We start from the raw sequence: 17,694 nt of genomic DNA, 5'->3' as shown, positions 1-17,694 counted from the left end.
TCCCGCGGAAACGGGAATCCGGCGGCTTCCGCCCGGGTCGCCGCGACCTGTGCGAACGGCAGAGGCACCGGATTCCCGCTCTCGCGGGAATGGCGATGTCGGTTCTTTTCGCCTTTGCCGCAATGCCCCCCTCCCTGCTCGCCCGAACCGGCAGCGAGCAAACCGCAGCCGACCAGCGCATCGTCTTTCCCGCCAGCGTGTCGCAGGGCACGCTGGTGTTCGGCAAGGTGCCGCCGGGCAGCGAGGTGACGTACGCGGGCCGCACGCTGCGGGTCAGCGGTTACGGCACCGTGGTGTTCGGCGTGGGCCGCGATGAAAAAGGCCCGCTACAGGTCGATGTCGTTCGTCCCGATGGCGGCAGCGAAAGCGCGAGCATCGTGGTGACGCCGCGCGACTGGCCGGTCGAACAGGTCAGGGGCGTGCCGCCGGCCACGGTGAACCCGCCGCCGGCGATCGCCGCGCGGATCGCGCGCGAGCAGGCGCAAGTGGTCGCGGCACGCGGGCGCGACGACGACCGCACCGACTTCGTGCAAACCTTCATCTGGCCGGTGCAGGGCCGGATCAGCGGCCGCTTCGGCAACCAGCGCGTGTACAACGGCACGCCGAAGTCGCCGCACTCGGGCATGGACATCGCCGCGCCGAACGGCACGCCGGTGAAAGCGCCGGCCGCGGGGGTGGTGACCTTCGCCGCGCCGGACCTGTACCTGACCGGCGGCACGCTGCTGATCGACCACGGCTTCGGCGTCAGCTCGAACTTCCTGCACCTGTCGCGCCTGGACGTGAAGGTCGGCGACCGCGTCGAACAGGGCCAGGTCATCGGCGCGGTCGGCGCCACCGGCCGCGCGACCGGGCCGCACCTGCACTGGGGGATGAACTGGTTCGACGTGCGGATCGATCCGCTGCTGGTGCTGGAGCGCGGGAAATAATCGAGAAGTCGGAATTCGCGCTTTCCGATGAGCCCCGGAAGCGCTCGCAGAACTCGTAGGGCGGGTCATGACCCGCCCTATCCTTCAGGCGTTGACGCCACTTACCCGCGCCACCGCGTCGTGCGGATGCAGGCTCTCGTAATGCGAAACCGTGGCGTCGTAGCGGGCGATGCGCGGGTCGTTGGCGAGGACCGAGGCCACGCGGCGCGCGGCGTCTTCGCAGAACATCAGGTTTTCGGCGTTCAACCTGGCGAACGCCTGCTCGTCGACGCGCTTGACCGCGGTCTGCACCGGCGTGGCCAGCGCGGTTTCCAGCGCGTCGATCAGCGCAACCAGCGGCAGTTCGTCGAACTGCGGCTTCAGTTCCACGCGCACGCGCGCGGTGCTGCGCTGCGCATGCGGGGTCGCGGCCATGCCGCGTTCGGACGCCAGCCAGTCGCGTACCGCGTTGACCGACAGCGGGCGCGCGGCGGCGAAATCCTCGGCGAAGCGCTCGGCGTTGGCCTGCCGCGACAGCGCCGCGGAGGCCGGGCAGGTGCTGGAATACTCCACCGCGAAGCCGAGGGCCAGGTGCAGGTGGCCTTCGCGCAGCACCGCTTCGATCTCGACCGGATACTTCTTCCAGCCGGCGAAGCCGCTTTCCAGCGCGCGCCGCTGCAGCAGCGCCTCGTAGCGCACCACCAGCCGCGCCGCATCGGCGATGCCCGACTGCGAATCGATGCCTTCCTGCAACAGCTTGCGCAGGCCGGCCGGGGTGATGGTTTCGCGCGCCAGGCCGTCCTGCAGTTGCAGGTACAGCCGCGACATGTGGATGCCGCGCTCTTCCGGCCGGGTCAGGTTGACGGCAAGGTCGATGTTCGCGGCGACCTGCACGTATCCGCCGGCGCCATCGGGAATCCGCACCGGCAGCGCGATGTTGTCCATGCCGACCCAATCCAGCGCCCGCGCCAGCGGCACGGACTGGTGGGCAACGTCGGGAAGGTCGGGACGAACGACGGAGGACATGGCAGGGGAATTGGTCAAAGCGGACCGGGATTGTACCGATTCGGACGCGAACGGCCCTGCAACGGTCCGTCCCGCCCCAGACCGTTCAGGCCCGGGCCGTGCGCCAGGCCAGCCACAGCAGGCGCAGGTTCGAAAGCGGCCGGACGCCCTGCGCGCCGGGCTCGAAACGCTGCAGGCGCGAACGCGCCAGTGCGGCCCACAGCCTGCGCGGCGTGGCCTCGCCCGCGTGCGGCGGCCACTGCGCCAGCAAGACCTGCGCCCATGCCTGCCCGGCGCCCGGCCGCTCCGCCGCTTCCTGCGGAACCGCCCCGTCGCCGGCCGCGAACAGCCGCGAAGCCAGCAATTGGCACGCGATCGCCTGCGCGCGAAGGACCGGCGATTCCGACTTGCCGGCGCGGTCGAGCACGCCGTCCTCGACCGCCACCATCGCCTCCGCCAGCGGCTGCACCGCGGCGAACGCCGACATCATGTCGTGCGGGCGCTCGCGCAGGCGGACCAGCGCGGGCAGCCCCTCGGCCAGCTCGAACCACGGCGCGTGCCGCGGTTCGAGCACGCGGCCGAGCGGGTGCCGCGAACGCCGCCGCGACCAGTCGCGCAGCTCCTCGCCCCACCAGCCGAGCTTGGCATCGGCCGGGGTCGGGTCGCCGGCGATGTTCATCGCGTCCTCGAATTCCTGCAGCAGCGCGAACCAGGCCACGGCGAGCTCGCGCTGCGCCGGCGGCACGAACGCCTCGGCCACCCGCCACTCCGGCCAGCGGCTGCGCCATTTGTCGAGGAAGCTGTCGAGGGCGGCGGAATTGCTCATCGCCGCCGCGGCCATGCCGTCGCGTCGAGCAGTTGCGCCGGTCGTTCGACCGCCGCGTCGGCGCCCCACTCCGCCGGCATCTCGCCGTCCAGCCGGTAGCCCCACAGCGCGGCGATGGAGCGCATCCCGGCCGCGCGCGCGGCGACGATGTCGCGCTCGTCGTCGCCGACGTAGACGCAATCGGCCGGGCCGATGCCGATGCGTTCAGCCGCGGCCAGCAGCGGCAGCGGATGCGGCTTGCGCTCGGCCAGCGTGTCGCCGCCGATCAGCACCGCGCAGCGCGTTTCCCAGCCGCAGTGCGGCAGGATCTCGCGCGCCAGGTATTCGGGCTTGTTGGTGACGATGCCCCAGGCGACGCCGTTGTTTTCCAGGGTTTCGAGCAGCGCGGCGACACCGTCGAACGGCAGGCCATGGCGGCCAATCTCGCCTTGGTAGATGTTGAGGAATTCGGGCACCCGCGCTTCGCGATCGGCTTGCCCGGCGTCGGGAAAAACCGCGCCGAGCATCGCCCGCGCGCCGCGCGAGACGTAGGGGCGCAGCTCATCCAGCGCCATCGGCGCGACGCCGCGCGCTTCGCGCATGCGGTTGGCCGTGGCCAGGAAGTCCGGCGCGCTGTCGAGCAGGGTGCCGTCGAGGTCGAACAGCGCCGCCTTCGGGAAAACGGATGCGGTCACGCCGGCTTGGCCGCGCAGGCCAGGTAATTCACGTCGGTACGGCGGATCAACCGCGCGCCGTTACGCCACGGCTCGTAGGCCAGGCCGCTGACGTCTTCCAGCTGCAGGTCGGCGCCGCGCAGCCACGCGGCCAGTTCGGACGGGCGGATGAAGTCCTGGTAGTGGTGCGTGCCCTTCGGCAGCAGCCGCGCGACGTATTCGGCGCCGACGATCGCCAGCGCGAACGCGGCCGGGGTGCGGTTCAGCGTCGACAGGAACAGGCGTCCGCCCGGCTTCAGCAGCGTCGCGCAGGCGCCGATGATCGACGAAGGATCGGGCACGTGTTCGAGCATTTCCATGCAGGTGATCGCGTCGAAGCTGGCGGGCGCTTCGGCGGCGAGGTCTTCGACCGACTGCTGGCGGTAATCGACGCCGACCCCGGATTCGAGCCGGTGCAGCCGCGCCACCTTCAGCAGTTCCGGCGCCAGGTCGATCGCGGTCACCTTCGCCCCGGTCTTCGCCAGCGCCTCGCTGAGCAGGCCGCCGCCGCAACCGACGTCGAGCACGTTCGCGCCCGGCAGCGGAACGCGCTGCGCGACGTAGTCCAGGCGCACCGGGTTCAGCGCGTGCAGCGCCTTCTGCGGGCCATCCGGGTCCCACCAGCGGTTGGCGAGCGCGCCGAACTTGTCGAGTTCGGCCTGGCTGAAGTTGTCGGAGGCGGCATTCATGCTCATGGCGACATTCTCTCAGATGTCATCCCCGCGCAGGCGGGGATCCGCGGACTTTTGTCCCGAGGCCGCGAGGGCGACGTCCATGACTGACCCGACATTCGTCGGTTGAAAGCCCCGTTTCCGCGGAAACTTCGGCAAGAACTAGCTCGTGCGGATCGCGGCGATCCGTTTCCGCCACTGCTTCGCGTTGGCGACCAGGCCGGCCATGTCCATGTCGACCAGTTCGCGCTGCTGCAGCTTCGGCTTGCCGGCGATCCACACGTCGCTGACCTGGTGGCGGCCGGTGGCATAGACCAGTTGCGACACCACGTGGTGCAGCGGCTGGGTTTCCAGCGCCGACAGGTCGACGCAGGCCAGGTCGGCCTGCTTGCCCGGTTCGATCGAGCCAATCCGGTCGCCGAAGCCCAGCGCGCGCGCGCCGCCGAGCGTGGCCGCGCGCAACGCGGCGAAGGCGTCCAGCGCGGCGGCATCGTGCGCGACGGCCTTGGCCAGCAGCGCGGCGGTGCGCGTCTCGCCGAACATGTCGAGGTCGTTGTTGCTGGCGCAGCCGTCGGTGCCGAGCGCCAGGTTCACGCCCGCACGTTCGAGCGCGCAGGCCGGGCAGAAGCCGGAGGCGAGCTTGAGGTTCGATTCCGGGCAATGCACCACCGACACGCCGCGTTCGGCGCACAGGCGGATCTCGGCCTCGGTCAGCTGGGTCATGTGCACGGCGATCAGGCGCTCGTCGATCAGGCCCAGCCGGTCCAGCCGCGCGATCGGGCGCTGGCCGTGCTGCTCGATGGACTGCTGCACTTCCTGTGCGGTCTCGTGCAGGTGCAGGTGCACCGGCACGTCGAGCTGGTCGGACAGCAGGCGGATGCGTTCGAAGTTCGCGTCGTTGACCGTGTACGGCGCGTGCGGTGCGAATGCGGTGGCGATCAGCCCGTCGTCGTGCCAGGCGTCGTGCACTTCGCCGGCACGGTCGAAGTATTCGTCGTCGGACTTGGCCCACGCGGTCGGGAAGTCGATCACCGGCAGGCCGACCAGCGCGCGGAAGCCGTGCCGCTTGTACACGGCGGCCTGCACGTCGGGGAAGAAGTAGTTCTCGCTGCAGCAGGTGGTGCCGCCGCGCAGCATCTCGGCGATGGCCAGGGCCACGCCGTCGGCGACGAAGTCGGGGCCGATCACCGCGCCCTCGATCGGCCAGATGTGCTGCTGCAGCCATACCTTCAGCGGCAGGTCGTCGGCGATGCCGCGCAGCAGGGTCATCGGGTTGTGGGTGTGCGCGTTGACCAGGCCGGGGATCAGCGCGCCTTCGGGCCGCGCCACGACCCGGGCGGGCCGGAAACGCCGGCGCGCCTCGGCGACCGGCGCCACCGAGACGATTTCCCCGTCGGAAACGGCGACGGCGTGGTCTTCGAGGACGACGCCGTGCGGCTCGACCGGGACGACGAAGCCGGCTTCGATCAGCAGGTCGCAGGCTTGCGGTTGCGTTTCGCTCATGCGGCGGGCCCGGCGCTCGTCGGACGGAAGCACAGCCACTTCGCGAGCAGCGTCAGCGGGAAGATCATCGCGAACACGAAGCCGCCCAGCCACACCGGCAGCACGAAGGCCAGCGGGATGCCGGCGGCGAACACCAGCAGCGGCACCAGCCCGCGCCACACCAGCCAGCTCGCCTGCTCCTTGCCGAGCCTTTCGCGCAGGTTCTCCTGCCGCACCACCATGCGCCGGGACAGCCACGAGAACAGCGATACGCCCGCCAGCACCAGGCTGTAGAAGGCGAAGCTGCCGCGGCTGCCGCCGTGGAAGGCCTCCGAGTACACGCGGGTGGCGAACGGCATCAGCGCGACGAACATCAATTGCAGCACCGAGCACCAGACCAGCCCGCTGGTGGCGCGCGTCACGTGTTTCCAGGTCTGCATGTGTCCGGTCCAGAACAGGGCCAGGACCAGGAAACTGATCGCGTAGGCGATGAACAGCGCGGTCGTCTCGCTCCATGCCGCATTGGCGCCGACGCGCTCGATCGACTCGGCGTCCGGCAGATGCAGCTCGATCGCGAGCAGGGTGATGGCGATGGCGAAGACCGCGTCGCTGAAGAACACGACGCGGTCGTGCGGGAAGACGTCGCGCGGTGCCTTGCCCTCGCCCATGGCTTACTTCACGCGCGAAACGTATTCGCCGGTGCGGGTGTCGACCTTGATCACTTCGTCCTGGCCGACGAACAGCGGCACGCGGACCACCGCGCCGGTTTCCAGCGTGGCCGGCTTGCCGCCGCCGCCGGAAGTGTCGCCGCGCAGGCCCGGGTCGGTCTCGACGATCTTCAGCTCGACGAAGTTCGGCGGCTGCACGCCGATCGGGGTGCCGTTCCACAGGGTCACCACGCACTCCTCCTCGCCCTTCAGCCACTTCTCGGCGCCGCCCATGCCGGCCTTGTCGGCCTGCACCTGCTCGAAGGTCTCCGGCTGCATGAAGTGCCAGTACTCGCCGTCCGAATACAGGTACTGCATGTCGGTGTCGACCACGTCGGCGGCCTCGACCGAGTCGGTCGACTTCATGGTGATTTCCTGCACGCGGCCGGACTTGATCAGGCGGTAGCGCACGCGGGTGAAGGCCTGGCCCTTGCCCGGCTTGACGTAGTCGGTTTCGGTGATGACCGCCGGTTCGTTGTTGATCAGGATCTTCATCCCGTTCTTGACGTCGTTCATGCCATAGCTGGCCATGCTGGAACTCCTTCGGGGTAAGGCAAGCCCGCCGCGGGGCGGCCGGCAGGATAGGTTCTTGGTTTAAAATCCGGAAAGCCCGCCGCGACCGGCGGGCGCTTGTTTTCTGGTCACCTATGATCCCCGCCCCCCCCCTGCCGATGCAGCCACCGAGCTGGCAACAGCTCTGGCGCGGCGCCGTGCGCGACCCGCGCGAACTGTTGTCCCTGCTCGATTTGCCGGGGTTGGCCTGGCGGATTTCGGACGAAGCCGCGGCCCGGTTCCCGTTGCGGGTGCCGCACGGCTTCGTCGCGCGCATGCGCAAGGGCGACCCCGCCGACCCGCTGCTGCGCCAGGTCCTGCCGCTGGACGAGGAAATGCGCCCCGCCCCGGGCTTCGACCTGGACGCGGTCGGCGATGCGGCAGCGAAGACCGGCGCCGGGGTCATCCAGAAGTACCGCGGCCGCGCCCTGCTGGTCGCCACCGGCAGTTGCGCAGTGCACTGCCGCTACTGCTTCCGCCGCCACTTCCCCTACGCCGACGAGACCGCGGCCCGCGATGGCTGGCACGAGGCGGTGGAACTGGTCCGGGCCGACGCCGGCATCGACGAAGTCATCCTGTCCGGCGGCGATCCGCTGTCGCTGGCCACGCCCAAGCTGGCCGAGCTGACCGCTGCGCTGGCCGGCATCCCGCACCTGAAGCGCCTGCGCATCCACAGCCGCCTGCCGGTGGTGCTGCCCGAACGCGTCGACGCCGCCCTGCTCGGCTGGCTGGCCGCGCTGCCGTGGCCGGTGGCTTTCGTCATCCATGCCAACCATGCCAACGAATTCGATGCCTCGGTCGATGCCGCGCTGGCCGGCATCCGCGGCGCCGGGGCGCAGGTCTTGAACCAGGCCGTGCTGCTGCGCGGGGTCAACGACAGCGTCGACGCGCTGGCCGACCTGAGCGAACGCGGCTTCGCCGCCGGCGTGCTGCCCTATTACCTGCACCAGCTGGACCGGGTGCAGGGTACGGCCCACTTCGAGGTCGAAGAGGACCGCGCCCGCGCCCTGCACGCCGCCCTGGCCGCGCGCCTGTCCGGCTACCTGGTGCCGAAGCTGGTCCGCGAAGTACCCGGCGACAGCGGCAAGCGCCCGCTGTAACCGTTACCGGTGCCCGCGCCGGGGCGTGCCGGGCGTCGCGGATCCGCGCCGGCGCCGCGCATGGCCGCCGGTTTGCGACCTCCGCGTTGGACGCCGCCCGCCCGCTTCGTGTATTAATCGCGCTCCCCCGACGGAAGCGCTTCATGCAGACCGGCAAAGACACGACCATCCGGTTGATGGTCATCGACGACAGCGGCGAGGATGCCGAGGCCATCGTAAACGTCTTCCGCAACAACGGCGTCGCCGTGCGCCCGCTGCGTCCGCTCAACGCCGACGAACTGGCGCTGCAGATCGATTCGCAACCCATCGACCTGGTGCTGGCCGCGCGTTCGTCGCGCGCCGTGCCGCTGCAGGCGGTGCTGTCCAGGGTCGTGGCCAGCGGCAAGGACATCCCGCTGGTGGTCGTGGCCGACGCCATCGACGCCGCGCAACTGGCCGGCGACATCGCCGCCGGCGCGCGCGCGGTGGCGCTGCGCCAGCATCCGGAACACCTGCTGAAGGTCGTGCTGGCCGAATGGAACGACCTCAACGCCCGCCGCGCGCTGCGCCGGCTCGAATCGCAGGTGCGCGAAACCGAGCGGCGCTGCGACGCGCTGATCGCCTCGTCGCGCGATCCCATCGCCTACATCCACGAAGGCATGCACATCCGCGCCAACGACGCCTACCTCGAGATGTTCGGCTTCGAGTCGTTCGAGGACGTCGAGGGCATGTCGCTGCTGGACATGGTCGCGCCGGACTACGTCGGCGAGTTCAAGCAGCTGCTCAAGCAGCTGAGCAAGGGCGAGCCCCCGGCCCCCTACCCGCTGGAAGCGCGCACCCTGGGCGGCGAAAGCTTCCCCGCGACGCTGGAGTTCGCCACCGCCACCTACGAAGGCGAGCACTGCGTGCAGGTCGTGTTCCGCCGCCGCGAGGAACTGGCCGACCCGGAACTGGCGCGCGAGGTCGAAGCGCTGCGCCAGCGCGACGCGGTCACCGGCCTGCTCAACCGCCCGGCGTTCCTGCGCGAACTCGAGGACGCGATCGCCGCCGCCGGCCGCGGCGAGGCGCAATACGGCCTGCTGCTGGTCGAGCCCGACCATTACGCCCGGCTGCTGCCGGAAATCGGCCTGGACGCGGCCGACAAGCTGATCGCGGCGATGGCCGCGCACCTGTCCGCCGCGCTCGGCCCGGACGTGCGCGCCGCGCGCTTCAGCGAGCACGGCTTCGCGGTGCTCGCCAGCGGCCGCCACGACCGCACCGCCGCGCTGGCCGAGAAGATCCGCGAGGCCTTCGCCGGCCACGTGTTCGAGATCGGCCCGCGCACCGCCGCGGTCACCGCCAGCGTCGGCGGCGTGCAGGTCGGCGAGAAGAACGCCAACGTCGGCCAGGCGCTGGCCAAGGCCAGCGAGAACCTGCAGGGTTCGGCGGCGCTGGGCGGCAACCGCGTCGCGATCTTCGATCCCGGCGCGGTCGACCGTGCCGAAGAGGAGCGCATCCAGAGCTGGATCGCGCTGATCCGCAATGCCATCGCCCACGACGGCTTCACCTTCAACTTCATGCCGGTGGTCAGCCTGAAGGGCGAGCCGGGCGAGTTGTACGAATGCCTGCTGCGCCTGGAGTCGGAAGGCGAAACGGTCAACCCGACGACCTTCCTGGGCATCGCCGAATCGCACGGCCTGCTCGCCGACATCGACCGCTGGGTGGCGGCGAACGCGATCGCGCTGATCGGCGAACGCCTGCGCGGCAAGCACGACACGCGCCTGCTGCTGAAGGTCAGTCCGGAGTCGTTCGGCGACCCGCGCCTGCTCGACGCCATCGGCCAGGCGCTGGCCCGGCACGGCGTGCCTGGCGACCGGGTGTGGCTGGAAATACCCGAAGCCAAGGTCTCGACCCACCTGCGCCAGGCCCAGGAATTCCTCGCCGGCGCGTCGCGGCTGGGCTGCCGGGTCGGCCTGGAGCGCTTCGGCGCGGGGCTGGATTCGTTCCAGTTGCTCGGCCATTTCCGGCCGGCCTTCCTCAAGATCGACCGCAGCCTGATCGAGGACCTGCCCAAGCTGGCCGACAACCAGCAGAAGATCAAGGACATCGTCGAGCGCGCGGAAGCCGACGGCATCGTGACCATGGCCGAATACGTGCAGGATGCGGCGACGATGACCCAGTTGTTCGGCGCCGGCGTCGACTACGTGCAGGGCCACTTCCTGGCCCTGTCCTCGGCGACGATGAACTACGATTTCAGCTGACCGCCTTCCCTTTCCCCCGCGGGGGAGAGGGGCCTCCTTCGAATCAGGCGAAGGTCCGCGACGCCGGCGCGTTGCGCAGCGCGGCGATGCGCACTTCCAGCGGCGGATGGCTCAGGAACAGCTTCTTCAGGCCCTCGCCGATGCCGCCGGCGATGCCGAACGCGGCGATCTGGTTCGGCAGCGTGCTCTGGCCGTGGTTCAGCGACAGCCGCTCGAGCGCGGCGATCATCTTCTGCCGGCCGGCGAGGCTGGCGCCGCCGGCGTCGGCGCGGAATTCGCGGCGGCGCGAGAACCACATCGCGATCATCGTCGCGAACAGGCCCAGCACCATCTCCAGCACCATCACGATGATGTAGTAGGCGAAGCCGCGGCCGCCGTTGTTTTCGCGGTTGCCGGACAGGTAGCTGTCGATCACGCCGCCGACCACGCGCGCCAGCACGATCACGAAGGTGTTCAGCACGCCCTGCAGCAGCGCCATCGTCACCATGTCGCCGTTGGCGACGTGGCTGACCTCATGGCCGAGCACCGCCTCGGCCTCGTCGCGGCTCATGTTGCGCAGCAGGCCGGTCGACACCGCGACCAGCGCGTTGTTGCGGTTGGCGCCGGTGGCGAAGGCGTTGATCTCGGGGCCGTCGTAGATGGCCACTTCCGGCATGCCGATGCCGGCGGCCTGGGCCTGGCGGCGCACGGTTTCGAGCAGCCAGCGCTCGCCGTCGTTGCGCGGCTGTTCAATCACGTGCGCGCCGGTGGTGCGCTTGGCGATCCACTTCGACGTCAGCAGCGACACGAACGAGCCGCCGAAGCCGAACAGGGCGGCCATCACCAGCAGGCCGCCCATCTGCGACGGGTTCACGCCGAGCAGCGACATCACGATGCCGGCCAGGAACAGCACGGCCAGGTTGGTGGCAAGGAACAGGGCGATGCGGGTGAACACGTGTCGTCTCCAGTGATGCGGGTCGTGGGCCTGCGGCATTTTCCCGGAGTTGCGGTTGCGACGGCTTGAATTCAAGCGGGCAGCTGGCCGACGATTCAGTTTTCCGCCCGCTCGCCGATGATCGATCCCGTTCCCTGCCGCGCCCCCGTCTACCGGGGAAGGTTCGCGCCCTCGCCGACCGGGGCGCTGCACGCCGGTTCGCTGCTGGCCGCATTCGGCAGCTGGCTGCTGGCGCGGCACGCGCACGGCGAGTGGTTCGTGCGCATCGAGGACCTCGATCCGCCGCGCGAGGTCGCCGGCGCGGCCGCGGCGCAGCTGGCGGCCCTGGACGCCTTCGGACTGGTTTCCGATGCGCCGGTGGCGAAGCAGAGCGAGCGTTCGGCGCTGTACCAGGCCGCACTCGACCGCCTGCTCGCCGATGGCCGCGCCTTCGTCTGCCATTGCAGCCGCACCGCCCTGGCCGCGAACGGCGGCGTGCACCGCCGCTGCGTCGCCGCGCAACCGCGCCCCGACCCGGCGATCCGGCTGCGCGTCCCGGACGGTACGCGTATCGCCTTCGACGACGGCCTGCAGGGCCGCATCGAACAGGACCTGGCCGGCGAAGTCGGCGACTTCGTGCTGAAGCGCGCCGACGGTTGCTGGGCCTACCAACACGCGGTGGTCGTCGACGACGCCGCGCAGGGCGTCACCGACGTGGTCCGCGGCGCCGACCTGCTCGATTCCACCCCCCGGCAGATCTTCCTGCAACGCGCACTGGGCCTGCCGACGCCGCGCTACCTGCACTTGCCGCTGCTGCTGGACGAGGCCGGGCGCAAGCTGTCGAAATCGGATGCCGCCCGGCCGGTCGACGCGGCCGATCCGTTGCCCGCGCTGCGCGCCGCATGGCGGACCCTCGGGCAGGACGAAACCGCGCTGCACGACGCCACGGATACGGCCGGGTTGTTGCGCGCCGCGACCCTCGCCTTCGATCCGCGGCGCCTGCCGCGCACGGTGGCGATTCCGGCGCTGCAGCGCACAACATGATTGCTGCGAACCGTGTCTAGAATCGAACCGTTCGAATCGATCCACCCGAAAAGCGGCCGCGACATCCGCCGCGCCGCGATTCTTCCCCACGCCTGTTTCCTTCCGGAGTTCCCCCCATGAGCCAGCGCGTCGCACTCGTCACCGGCGGCACCGGCGGCATCGGTACCGCCATCTGCAAGAAGCTGGCCGACATGGGCCACAAGGTCGCCACCAACTACCGCAACAAGGAAAAGGCCGACGCCTGGCAGGCGCGAATGAAGGCCGACGGCTACGACATCACCCTGGTACCCGGCGACGTCGGCACGCCGGAAAGCGCCGAGCAGCTGGTGCGCGAGGTCGAAAGCAAGCTGGGCCCGATCGACATCCTGATCAACAATGCCGGCATCACCCGCGACACCACCTTCCACAAGATGTCGCCGCAGCAGTGGAACGACGTGATCAACACCAACCTCAACTCGGTGTTCAACGTCACCCGCCCGGTGATCGAAGGCATGCGCGAGCGCAAGTGGGGCCGCGTCATCCAGATCAGCTCGATCAACGGCCTCAAGGGCCAGTACGGCCAGGCCAACTACGCCGCCGCGAAAGCCGGCATGCACGGCTTCACCATTTCGCTGGCGCGCGAGAACGCCAAGCTCGGCATCACCGTCAACACGGTCTCGCCGGGCTACGTCGCCACCGACATGGTGATGGCGGTGCCGGAGGAAGTGCGGGCCAAGATCGCCGCCGACATCCCGACCGGCCGCCTGGGCAGGCCGGAAGAGATCGCCTACGCGGTCGGTTTCCTGGTCGACGACCAGGCGGCGTGGATCACCGGTTCCAACCTGGACATCAACGGCGGCCACCACATGGGCTGGTGAGGAAGGCTTCCCCTTTCCGGCCGGTCCGGGAAGGGGAAACACGACCGCCACCCGCGCTGGTGCCGCCTGCAGCACGGTTTCCATGCTGCGCAGCATTTCCCGCCCCCTGAACAGGGCTCCCCCCTCCTTCTGCCTGTTGCATGCACTGTTGCGGTGCGTCATGCTGCACCTCTACGCACAGGGTGACCCAGTCCAATGGCTGCAATCCGCATCATCAAGAAGTACCCGAACCGCCGTCTCTACGACACCGAAATCTCCAGCTACATCACCATCGAGGACGTGCGCCAGCTGATCGTCGACGGCGAGGATTTCGAGGTCCGCGACGCCAAGTCCGGCGAGGACCTGACCCGCTCGGTGCTGCTGCAGATCATCAGCGAGCACGAGCAGGACGGCGAGCCGGTGCTGTCGACCCAGCTGCTCAGCCAGATCATCCGCTTCTACGGCGATTCGCTGCAGGGCTTCATGGGCAACTACCTGGAGCGCAGCATGCAGCTGTTCCTGGAGCAGCAGGCGCAGTTCCGCAGCCAGATGGGCAACCTGCTCGGGCAGACGCCGTGGAGCATGATGAACCAGCTGACCGAGCGGAACATGGAGATCTGGCAGGAATTCCAGCGCAACCTGACCTCCGGCCTGGGCCGCCCGACCGGCAAGCCGCAGGATCCGCCGCAACCGGCGCCGGCGTCGAAGACGACGCGTTCGCGCTGATCGACCTGCAAACCCGTATCCGCGAAAACGCCGGCCTCGCGCCGGCGTTTTCCGTTTCCGCGATCACGGCGCCTTGCGCCCTTGCCTGGTCGCGTCGCGCCACAACCAGCGCAGGATGTCGGGCAGCAGCGCCCCGCCGTGCGCGTCGGAATGTCCGCCATCGCCCCATGCATGCGCCACGTCGTAACGCGGGCCGGCGACGCCGTTGCGATCCGCTTCGGCATTCGCCCATTGCAGCGACGCCAGCATCTGCTGTTTGGCGAGGAACCAGTTGCCGTGCTCGTTGTCGAGGTCGTTCGACCCGTCCTGCAGGAAGATCCGCAGCGGACGGATCGGGCTCTTGCGGACCAGGCCCGGGTAGAGGTCGCCGCCCGGCTGCATCGGCCTGCCGTCCTGCGCCGGCCGGTAGCCGATCGACACATAGCTGCCGATCAGGCTGGCGACCTTGCGGAACGCGTCCGGCCGCCGCCAGGCGACGGTGAAGGCGCAGATCGCACCGCTGCTGGCACCACCGATGGCGCGCTGTTCCGGATCGTCGGTCAGCCGGTATTCCTTCCCGACCTCGGGCAGCATTTCCTCGACCAGGAAACGCGCGTAATCGTCGCCGAGCGCGTCGTATTCCTCGGCGCGATGGTCCGGGTTGGACATGCCGAGGTCGTCCGGATAGTGTTCCGAGAGATTCCCCGGGGTGATGAAGATGCCGATGGTCACCGGCATCGCGCCCTGGTGGATCAGGTTCTCCATCACCACCGGCACGCGCAGCGGGCCTTCGGGATTGATCGCGCGCTGGCCGTCCTGGAAAACCAGCACGCTGGCAGGCTTGCTGCCGTCGTACTGCGCCGGCACGAAGATCCAGTAGCGCCGCACGGTGCCGGCGAAGATCCGGCTGTGGAATTCGAACGGGCCTTCGAGCCGGCCATGCGGCACGCCGGCATGGACCAGCGAGTCCTCGGTCAGCGGGTATTCGCCGGGCTGGCGAGCGCCCGTTTCGCCGGCGAACGCCCCGGCGACGGCGAACAGGCACGCCGCGGCGATCGCGAATCCCGCGACCCGGGGCGCGAGGCGTCCCGGCGCCGCAGCAACCGCGCGATCGTCAGCGCATCCCGGTCGCGGCGCCCTGCCCACTGCAATACTTCCGGTAGAACGCCTGCGCCCGCGGCTGCAGTTCCTGCAGGCGGGCGATGCGGTTGGCCGGGTCCGGGTGGGTCGAAGCGAATTCCGGCGGGCGCTGGCCGCCGTTGAGTTGCGACATGCGCTCCCACAGCGGAACCGCCTGCGCCGGGTCGTAGCAGGCGGCCGCGGCCAGCATCAGGCCCACCTCGTCGGCCTGGGTCTCGTGGTTGCGCCCGTACGGCAGCACGATGCCGTACTGGATGCCGGCGCCGAGCGCGGCCATGGTCTGCTGGTCGATGCCGGAAATGCCGGCGGCCACCTGCCCCAGCTGCACCAGCTTCTGCTGCGCCATGCGCTGCGCGCCGTGGCGCAGCAGGGCGTGGGCGATCTCGTGGCCCATCACCACCGACATCGCGTCGGCGTTCTGTGCCACCGGGATCAGCCCGGTGTACACCGCGATCTTGCCGCCCGGCAGGCAGAAGGCGTTGGCCTCGTCGGAGGCGATCACGTTGACGTCCCACTGGTAGTTGCTCAGGTCCGGTACCGGCTGGCCATGCTCGGCGGCCAGGTCGGCGGCGACCTGCGGCACCCGCGCGATCAGGCGCTGGGCGATGGCGCGGACCTGTTGGCTGACCTGCTCGTTCGCCGGCACCAGCGCGCGCTGCGCCTGCGCGTCGCCCAGCACTTCCTGGTAGGCCTGCGCGCCGAGCTCGGCCTCCTCCTCCGGCGAAGCGCCGTAGTGCGCGTCCGCGCCGGTGTAGGGATCGGTCTGCTTGCTGCCGAACCAGCTCCACGCCGCGTAGGCGGCGAAGGCCACTAGGATGATCCAGCGCAGGTTGATGCCGCGCCGCTGCGGTCGCTGTTCGTAAGCGCTGCGTCCGAACGGGTCAGTCCTCATCGCCCTCTCCTTCCGTCCCAATCCCTTGCGCCCGATGATACCGATTTTGGGCTAGATCCCCCGGACCACGCGGAAGCCGATCCGCGCGTTGGTCATGTCGGAATCGACCGAGGTGCGCCACGCCGCCCGGGCCTGTTCCGGCGAGCTGGCCCAACTGCCGCCGCGGATCACCCGCGCGCGGCAACCGGGATTGAACCACGCCACGCCATCGGTCGGGGCGCGGCGATAGCTGGCATGCCAGCAGTCGGCGACCCACTCGCTGACGTTGCTGCCGGCGTCGAACAGGCCGAACGGATTGGCGAGGAAGCTGCCCGCAGGCGCCGGCCCCCACCAGCCGTCGCCGTAGCCGACGAAGGCGTTGTTCCAGCGTCGTCCGCTCGGCGAGACGTCGTTGCCGCCGGTCAGGTTGCCGGAGCCCTTCGGCGGCTGGCCGTCGCCCCAGGGATAGCGGCCCTGCCGGCCGGCGCGCATGGCGTATTCGAATTCGGCTTCGCTGGGCAGGCGATAGCCATGGCCGGTCTGCGCGGCCAGCCATTCGGCGTAGGCCTCGGCATCGTGCACGCTGACGTGGATCACCGGCTGGTCGTCGCCGGCCTTGGCCCCGGTGTAGTCGGACTGCCAGTCCGCGCCATTGCGGCGGATGAAGTTGCCGTTGCGTTCGTCGTAGACGATCGAATGCCCGCGCCGGGTCGCGCGCGGAAGGTAGCCACTGGCCTGCACGAACAGGCGGAACTCGGCCACCGTCACCGGTCGCCGCGACATCGCGAAGCCGCGCTCGAAGCGCACGTAGTGGGCCGGCTTCTCGGCATCGGCGGCGGCGATCTCGTCCGCCGCCGCGCCCATCGTGAACGCGCCGTGCGGCACCACGACCATCTCCGGGCCGCGCCCGTCGTCGCCGAGCCCGTCGGCGAAGACCTGGCCCGGGCGGAAACGGCCGTAGTGCGTGGCCAGCTCGACGCGCTGGCGCAGGTCGGCCGCCACCGGGTCGCCGGGCCTGGCGATGCGCAGCGCCTCGGCGAGTTTCTCGTGCGCACGGCGCAGCACCAGCGGGGTCAGCGGCGCGGCCATTTCGGCGACGGCCTCGTCGCGCAACTGCACGATGCGCGCGGAGCGGATGGCTTCGATCCGTTCCCGCGCATCGGCGACGGTGGCGGCGCGCTTGCGCAGCTTCGAGGCGCGCTCCAGCCAGGCCCGCGCGCCATCGAAGTCCGCGGCGTGCGCCGCATCCTCGGCATGGCGGATCATCGCGCTTTCGACCGCGGCGACGCCCTGCAGCGCACGCGGCTGCTTCGGCACCTGCGCCAGTACCGCCCGGAACGCGGCCAGCGCGCCGTCGCCGCGTTCGGCGGCAGGATCGCCGAGCCTGCCTTCGCGCAGCGCGCGCTCGCCGTCGCTGTTCAACTTCCACAGCATTTCGGCCTGGTCGACCCGGTCGAGGTAGGCGGCGACCTTGCGCCCCTCCGGATCGAGCGTGCGCGCGACCGCGGCGATGTCGCCGGCCTCGCGCATCGCTCCGGCATCGTCGCCGGCGCGCGCCAGCGCCGCATTGCCCTGCACCAGCAGCGCGGCCAGCGCACGCTCGAGGCCATCGCGCGCGCGCGCATCGTCCGGGACCAGGCGCTGGATCGCCAGGTACAGCGGGATCGCGTCGTCCGGACCGGCGTACAGCCGGCCTTGCGCCAGCGCGCGCGCGGCCCGGCGCCGCGCCTGCGCCAGGTCTTGCTCCTGCAGTTCCGGCAGCGGCGCGCGCCAGTTCAGCGCGCGCATGGCGCTGTCGTCGCCGCTGCCGGTGACGCTGCCGCTGCCACCGCCGGCCGGCGCGGCGGCCTGCTCCTGCGGCTGCGGCACCGGCCCGCGCTGGCAGGCCGCCAGCAACAACGTCGACAACAGCAGATGCCGAATCGCGCGCAAAAACACCTCCGGATCGTCGCATGCCGCGGAACGATAGACTATTGTCGCCCGACCGCATGGACGATGCATACCATCGATGGACCCCACCGGAGAC

Annotated in this window: 17 protein-coding genes; 6 read left to right on the top strand and 11 right to left on the bottom strand. The window is 70.2% G+C overall.

Features of this window, described 5'->3' with window-relative positions:
- Positions 1 to 122: 122 nt before the first annotated feature.
- On the top strand, positions 123 to 926 hold the full coding sequence (locus CSC71_RS01395; RefSeq protein WP_246191917.1) for a M23 family metallopeptidase: 804 nt from the start codon (positions 123 to 125) through the stop codon (positions 924 to 926).
- A gap of 84 nt (positions 927 to 1,010) precedes the next feature.
- Here the strand turns inward: CSC71_RS01395 and folE2 are convergent, their stop codons facing one another.
- The 7 genes from folE2 to efp all read right to left on the bottom strand — a co-directional run bounded on the left by folE2 (position 1,011) and on the right by efp (position 6,819).
- Positions 1,011 to 1,931, bottom strand: coding sequence for a GTP cyclohydrolase FolE2 (gene folE2, locus CSC71_RS01390; protein WP_162372552.1), 921 nt, complete (start codon positions 1,929 to 1,931; stop codon positions 1,011 to 1,013).
- An 85-nt stretch (positions 1,932 to 2,016) separates the two neighbouring features.
- Positions 2,017 to 2,736 carry a phytoene/squalene synthase family protein gene (locus tag CSC71_RS01385; RefSeq protein WP_162372551.1) on the bottom strand — a complete coding sequence of 240 codons (720 nt, stop codon included), beginning with the start codon at positions 2,734 to 2,736 and terminating at the stop codon, positions 2,017 to 2,019.
- Complete coding sequence (locus CSC71_RS01380) at positions 2,733 to 3,410, bottom strand: phosphoglycolate phosphatase (protein ID WP_162372550.1); 678 nt, start codon at positions 3,408 to 3,410, stop codon at positions 2,733 to 2,735. The genes CSC71_RS01385 and CSC71_RS01380 overlap by 4 nt, the downstream gene beginning before the upstream one ends.
- Entirely contained in the window at positions 3,407 to 4,123 is a 717-nt protein-coding gene (gene ubiG, locus CSC71_RS01375) for a bifunctional 2-polyprenyl-6-hydroxyphenol methylase/3-demethylubiquinol 3-O-methyltransferase UbiG (protein WP_162372549.1), read from the bottom strand. Before ubiG ends, CSC71_RS01380 begins: the two co-directional genes overlap by 4 nt.
- 138 nt (positions 4,124 to 4,261) lie before the next feature.
- Entirely contained in the window at positions 4,262 to 5,602 is a 1,341-nt protein-coding gene (locus CSC71_RS01370) for a TRZ/ATZ family hydrolase (protein WP_162372548.1), read from the bottom strand.
- Positions 5,599 to 6,249 carry a TMEM175 family protein gene (locus tag CSC71_RS01365; RefSeq protein WP_162372547.1) on the bottom strand — a complete coding sequence of 217 codons (651 nt, stop codon included), beginning with the start codon at positions 6,247 to 6,249 and terminating at the stop codon, positions 5,599 to 5,601. Before CSC71_RS01365 ends, CSC71_RS01370 begins: the two co-directional genes overlap by 4 nt.
- Positions 6,250 to 6,252: 3 nt before the next feature.
- Complete coding sequence (gene efp / locus CSC71_RS01360) at positions 6,253 to 6,819, bottom strand: elongation factor P (protein ID WP_162372546.1); 567 nt, start codon at positions 6,817 to 6,819, stop codon at positions 6,253 to 6,255.
- A 116-nt stretch (positions 6,820 to 6,935) separates the two neighbouring features.
- Here efp and epmB point away from each other — a divergent pair, with 116 nt between their 5' ends.
- Both epmB and CSC71_RS01350 read left to right on the top strand, forming a co-directional pair.
- Positions 6,936 to 7,940 carry an EF-P beta-lysylation protein EpmB gene (gene epmB / locus CSC71_RS01355; protein WP_162372545.1) on the top strand — a complete coding sequence of 335 codons (1,005 nt, stop codon included), beginning with the start codon at positions 6,936 to 6,938 and terminating at the stop codon, positions 7,938 to 7,940.
- 143 nt (positions 7,941 to 8,083) lie between these two features.
- Complete coding sequence (locus CSC71_RS01350; protein WP_162372544.1) at positions 8,084 to 10,159, top strand: EAL domain-containing protein; 2,076 nt, start codon at positions 8,084 to 8,086, stop codon at positions 10,157 to 10,159.
- A gap of 43 nt (positions 10,160 to 10,202) precedes the next feature.
- Here CSC71_RS01350 and htpX read toward each other — a convergent pair whose 3' ends face one another.
- Complete coding sequence (htpX, locus tag CSC71_RS01345) at positions 10,203 to 11,093, bottom strand: protease HtpX (protein WP_162372543.1); 891 nt, start codon at positions 11,091 to 11,093, stop codon at positions 10,203 to 10,205.
- Positions 11,094 to 11,210: 117 nt separating this feature from the next.
- Between htpX and gluQRS the strand changes: the two genes are divergently transcribed.
- The 3 genes from gluQRS (at position 11,211) to phaR (ending at position 13,678) form a co-directional block, all read left to right on the top strand.
- Positions 11,211 to 12,116: a tRNA glutamyl-Q(34) synthetase GluQRS gene (gene gluQRS, locus CSC71_RS01340; protein ID WP_162372542.1), complete on the top strand. Its 906-nt coding sequence runs from the start codon at positions 11,211 to 11,213 to the stop codon at positions 12,114 to 12,116.
- 116 nt (positions 12,117 to 12,232) lie between these two features.
- Positions 12,233 to 12,973: an acetoacetyl-CoA reductase gene (phbB, locus tag CSC71_RS01335; RefSeq protein ID WP_162372541.1), complete on the top strand. Its 741-nt coding sequence runs from the start codon at positions 12,233 to 12,235 to the stop codon at positions 12,971 to 12,973.
- Between the two features lie 195 nt (positions 12,974 to 13,168).
- Entirely contained in the window at positions 13,169 to 13,678 is a 510-nt protein-coding gene (gene phaR / locus CSC71_RS01330) for a polyhydroxyalkanoate synthesis repressor PhaR (protein ID WP_162372540.1), read from the top strand.
- A 63-nt stretch (positions 13,679 to 13,741) separates the two neighbouring features.
- Here the strand turns inward: phaR and CSC71_RS01325 are convergent, their stop codons facing one another.
- From CSC71_RS01325 to CSC71_RS01315, 3 genes are read right to left on the bottom strand one after another with little or no spacing between them, the layout of a single operon-like run.
- On the bottom strand, positions 13,742 to 14,803 hold the full coding sequence (locus CSC71_RS01325) for an alpha/beta hydrolase (protein ID WP_246191916.1): 1,062 nt from the start codon (positions 14,801 to 14,803) through the stop codon (positions 13,742 to 13,744).
- Positions 14,772 to 15,689, bottom strand: coding sequence for a M48 family metallopeptidase (locus CSC71_RS01320; RefSeq protein WP_162372539.1), 918 nt, complete (start codon positions 15,687 to 15,689; stop codon positions 14,772 to 14,774). Before CSC71_RS01320 ends, CSC71_RS01325 begins: the two co-directional genes overlap by 32 nt.
- 51 nt (positions 15,690 to 15,740) lie before the next feature.
- Entirely contained in the window at positions 15,741 to 17,582 is a 1,842-nt protein-coding gene (locus CSC71_RS01315) for a formylglycine-generating enzyme family protein (RefSeq protein ID WP_425501908.1), read from the bottom strand.
- Between the last annotated feature and the right edge of the window lie 112 nt (positions 17,583 to 17,694).

This window comes from Pseudoxanthomonas sangjuensis, assembly GCF_010211755.1.
GTDB classification, from domain to species: Bacteria; Pseudomonadota; Gammaproteobacteria; order Xanthomonadales; family Xanthomonadaceae; genus Pseudoxanthomonas_A; species Pseudoxanthomonas_A sangjuensis.
Note: the sequence above shows the minus strand (reverse complement) of the source record. Positions and strands in the feature narration are given on the sequence as shown.